The organism is Pseudomonas defluvii (genome assembly GCF_001695625.1).
Taxonomy (GTDB): Bacteria; Pseudomonadota; Gammaproteobacteria; order Pseudomonadales; family Pseudomonadaceae; genus Aquipseudomonas; species Aquipseudomonas defluvii.
In genome coordinates, this window is sequence record NZ_MBPN01000207.1 from 1 (window position 1) to 3,690 (window position 3,690).

Consider the following 3,690-nt stretch of genomic DNA (forward strand, 5'->3'; position numbering starts at 1 on the left):
CGCCGGCGGGGTCTAGCCGCCGGCTCTCATCGAAGAAGGAGTCCTCGGTGAGATTCAGAATGCCGAACACCGTCACCATGGCGTCGGCCTCCGCAGCGACTTCCACGATGGGGATCGGGCGAGCAAAAAGGCAGCAATTATGAGCCCCATACCTACAAAGCCCCACGCATCAAGCTTTTGCCCATGAAGCAACCAGGCAATGGCTGTAATTATGACGACGCCGAGTCCCGACCAGACTGCATAAGCAACACCGACAGGGATGGATTTCAGAACCAGAGAAAGAAAATAAAATGCGATGCCATAACCGATTATGACAACGGCGGAAGGGGCAAGCTTAGTAAAGCCCTCGCTAGATTTTAATGCGGATGTTGCGATTACTTCGCCAACTATTGCGATAACAAGAAAAAGCCAGCCTTTCATGATATATCTCCCAATTTGTGTAGGGCTTATTATGCACGCTTAAAAATAATAAAAGCAGACTTGACCTGATAGTTTGGCTGTGAGCAATTATGTGCTTAGTGCATCTAACGAATTAGCTCAGCGGGCGGCGAAGCCGTCCGCTGGAGCGACAAGTTGGGCTGTAGTCGGTGATGCCCGGTTTGACCGTTGAGCGGCGCACTTCAACCTTGAACTCAGTTGATGCGCTCAAGCGCCGCAACAGGATAAATCTGTACTGAGCCTGGGTGAGCCTCAGACTCGACGGCGTAGCCTTCGGGGGTCAAATTTGTGCAGTACCAGCCGACAATCTGACCTTGCCAGGCGGCGCCGGATTTCTTGCGCACGCGATCTCCTATACCAAACGTGGCGTTCGATGGGAATACAAAATTGCCAGCAACTGGATTACTGACTTCATTGCTACTTCGTTCCATTTCCGACCTTTCTTGTGAACTTCTAGGTGTTCTATGTGGCCCGACGACACGCTGCATTGGTCACGCCCAACTTCGTTTTATGCGGTGGCACGTAGTGCCATCCGACATGAAAATTTTGTTAGGCGCTTTTTAATACTCACGACTGTACCAAAAGCGATTCAAGCTCTGATAATGATGAAACCTGATAGTGTGGTTTTATATCAGTCGGTTCAGGTTTATTGTCTGCATTGACCCAGCACGTGTGTAGTCCTGCATTAAGACCACCCAATATGTCTGAGTCAGGATTATCACCGACCATGAGAACTTTCTCTCGAGATGGATGGCCCATAGCAGAAAGCGCATACTCAAAAATGTCAGGATGTGGTTTAGCAACACCTACTTGCTCTGAAATAATCAGCACATCAAAATGGTCTCGAAACCCAGTACGATCAAGGCGTACTTGCTGAAGTTCAGTGAAGCCATTGGTAATAATGCCAAGTTTCATTTTGCCACGAAGCGTATTCAGCAAATTGGCTGCACCCTGTAATGGTGCACAGATGTCAGCCATCGCGGACAGAAAAGCACTATTCAATGTTTTGGGTGTTTCATCAAGCCGTTCAGCCCAAGATTGAAAGCGTTGATACTGGAGTTGAGTTGCTGTGATTTCACCATTTTGATATTGGACCCAAAGCGGTTTATTGACTAATTGATATTCTGAAAAATCAGCATCAGAAAAATCGATATCAAAGCGTGAAAACATGAGTTTTAAGCCACGTAAAGCGTCGAATTCAAAAAGTGTTTCATCAGCATCGAACAATATCCATTCATACGATTTCATTTGCGTTCATCTCTGTTATGCCTTGGGCTACGCTTGTATTCTACGCGATGAATATTGTTGTCAGCACTAATTGATGTAGTTGCTAGCTTTGAGCCAATCAACGCATAAGATGGCTGCTTTTGAGCATATCTCAATATCATTGCTGTCAATGTAACGTAATTCTTCAATTTCAGCGGCAGGTGTTGGTGCACCATCATAATCAGCGAAATAGCAGGTTAATTTAACTAGCGAGCCTTCAGGTTTGCCATCAGCTTGAGCTTCAAGTGTTGCTGCATAGGTTATTGTTGAAGGTATTAAATTGATTGCTAATTCTTCTGATATTTCACGTAACAGTGCTTCATGGTCAGTTTCGTTGAGTTCACGTTTGCCGCCTGGGAGATAAAAAAGAGATTTTCCTTTGGAGCGAACAACCAGTAATTTTTTATCTAAGATCGAGAATAAGGCTAATTTATCAATATGTGCTGTCATCGTATTTAATCATCAGGTGAATATATCGAGCTTCAATTTAACAACGGAAGTGATGGTTTTAAAGCCTAACGCCTGAATTAAGCCGAGCCGCGAAGCGGCTTCGGCTTGAATGAATTGTTAGCGCCCAGCTCCGTACCTGGCAAGGCGCTGCTCCAATGTGCCGGTGTGCAGCTCAAACAGATGGTTGTCAAAATCATAGAAGTACAGGGACAGCCCCTCTCCATTCACGCGTGGCCTGGGTGGGCGAATCTCCACGCCCAGCGACCCAAGTCTTGCCTGATATACGGCAAGATCTGACTCACTCACCCGAAAGGCGACATGCTGATAGGAGCGCTCAGATGGCGGCACTCCCTCCATAGCGGCCAACCAAACGCCACCAAGGACAAAGAATTTCTCGCGGGAAAGCGAGTAATTGTGGCCAGCACTGTCATAAACCTCTCGCGCACCGAGACCATCGCAAAGGAAGGTGGTCATGCGCGAGAGGTCGCGGACAATAAGCGTGATGTGGCTGATACCTTCCATGGGCGCTAACGCCGAAGTTCAGCCGCCAGAACGGAGCGCAGCGGAGTGATGGTCGGCTGCAACTTCATGTTATGCCGCATCTGCCTGCTACTCAACGACTGAGCGATTTGTGTGCGCTTTTACAACATTCGTTGTGTGCTTGAGCAAGTCTAGACCGCCCGGCAGGCCGTGCCCCGGAATGACGAACTGTGCTTCCGGGTAGTGTTGTTGAATCCGCTCAATGGAGGTGGGCCATTCAGCCAGATCGGCATCGGCCACGTTCCCCGCAGACGTGCGTGACAACTCATAAATCGCACAACCACCATAGAGCACACTCGCAGACGGGACGTACACAACTAAGTTGTCGGTCGAATGCGCAGCACCAGGATAGAAGAGTTCTACTGGACCGAAGCGCACTGCGTCCCCGCTCGATGAGAGTCCTTCTAGAGAGTGCGTGGGAATCTCGTTCCCCTCTACCTCGGCTAGCCGGCGTGTCGACGGTGATGCGTACGTTGCCACCCCAGCCGCCCGAAGGACATCAACGCCGCCGACGCGGTCGTCATGAAAGTGCGTGGAGACTGCACGCGTTACAGGAAGTCCAATTTGCTTCTCAATCTCCGCGAGAAGTGCCGCTGTGTTTTTCGCACCCCACGCTGTATCAATCAAAAGCAACTCATCACCATCACGGACAATGAGACCATTGGACGGGTAGACTGCGCCATCAAACGACTGCGTTGCGATATGCGACCAAACACCATCGGCAATCTGGTAAAGCCGGACCTCCCCGACCGGAATTTCGCTGACTGTCGGATACTCACCGCTAGAATCTACGGAAAAAGCGAGCGGACTCGCAATAGCCATGATAGACGCGGTCAAATAGACCAATAACTTACTCAAAAGTTTGAACATCAAAACTCCATGGGGGTGAGTGCGGCATAACTTTGTTTTAGGGCGACTGCCCTGCTGCGTAACATCGTTGCTGCTCCATAACATCAAACATCGACCCACGGCGTAACGCGCTTGCTGCTTGGATGC

Annotated in this window: 6 protein-coding genes; all 6 read right to left on the reverse strand. The window is 49.3% G+C overall.

Going from position 1 to position 3,690, the window contains the following annotated elements:
* Nucleotides 1-72 precede the first annotated feature (72 nt).
* Nucleotides 73-420, reverse strand: a complete 348-nt coding sequence (locus tag EKA13_RS26280; protein WP_000679427.1) for a quaternary ammonium compound efflux SMR transporter QacE delta 1 — start codon at nt 418-420, stop codon at nt 73-75.
* Between the two features lie 212 nt (nt 421-632).
* The gene (locus tag EKA13_RS26285; protein WP_063844476.1) at nt 633-869 is read right to left on the reverse strand and encodes a trimethoprim-resistant dihydrofolate reductase DfrB1; all 237 of its coding nucleotides are present in this window, start codon (nt 867-869) and stop codon (nt 633-635) included.
* A gap of 136 nt (nt 870-1,005) precedes the next feature.
* Nucleotides 1,006-1,686 (reverse strand): pyrimidine 5'-nucleotidase, encoded by a 681-nt coding sequence (gene yjjG / locus EKA13_RS26290; RefSeq protein WP_083199922.1) that lies wholly within the window; start codon nt 1,684-1,686, stop codon nt 1,006-1,008.
* 66 nt (nt 1,687-1,752) lie between these two features.
* On the reverse strand, nt 1,753-2,154 hold the full coding sequence (locus tag EKA13_RS26295) for an NUDIX hydrolase (RefSeq protein WP_083199923.1): 402 nt from the start codon (nt 2,152-2,154) through the stop codon (nt 1,753-1,755).
* Nucleotides 2,155-2,271: 117 nt separating this feature from the next.
* Nucleotides 2,272-2,676, reverse strand: a complete 405-nt coding sequence (locus EKA13_RS26300) for a fosfomycin resistance hydrolase FosE (protein ID WP_054882068.1) — start codon at nt 2,674-2,676, stop codon at nt 2,272-2,274.
* Between the two features lie 87 nt (nt 2,677-2,763).
* Nucleotides 2,764-3,564: a subclass B1 metallo-beta-lactamase VIM-2 gene (locus EKA13_RS26305; protein WP_003108247.1), complete on the reverse strand. Its 801-nt coding sequence runs from the start codon at nt 3,562-3,564 to the stop codon at nt 2,764-2,766.
* Nucleotides 3,565-3,690 lie beyond the last annotated feature (126 nt).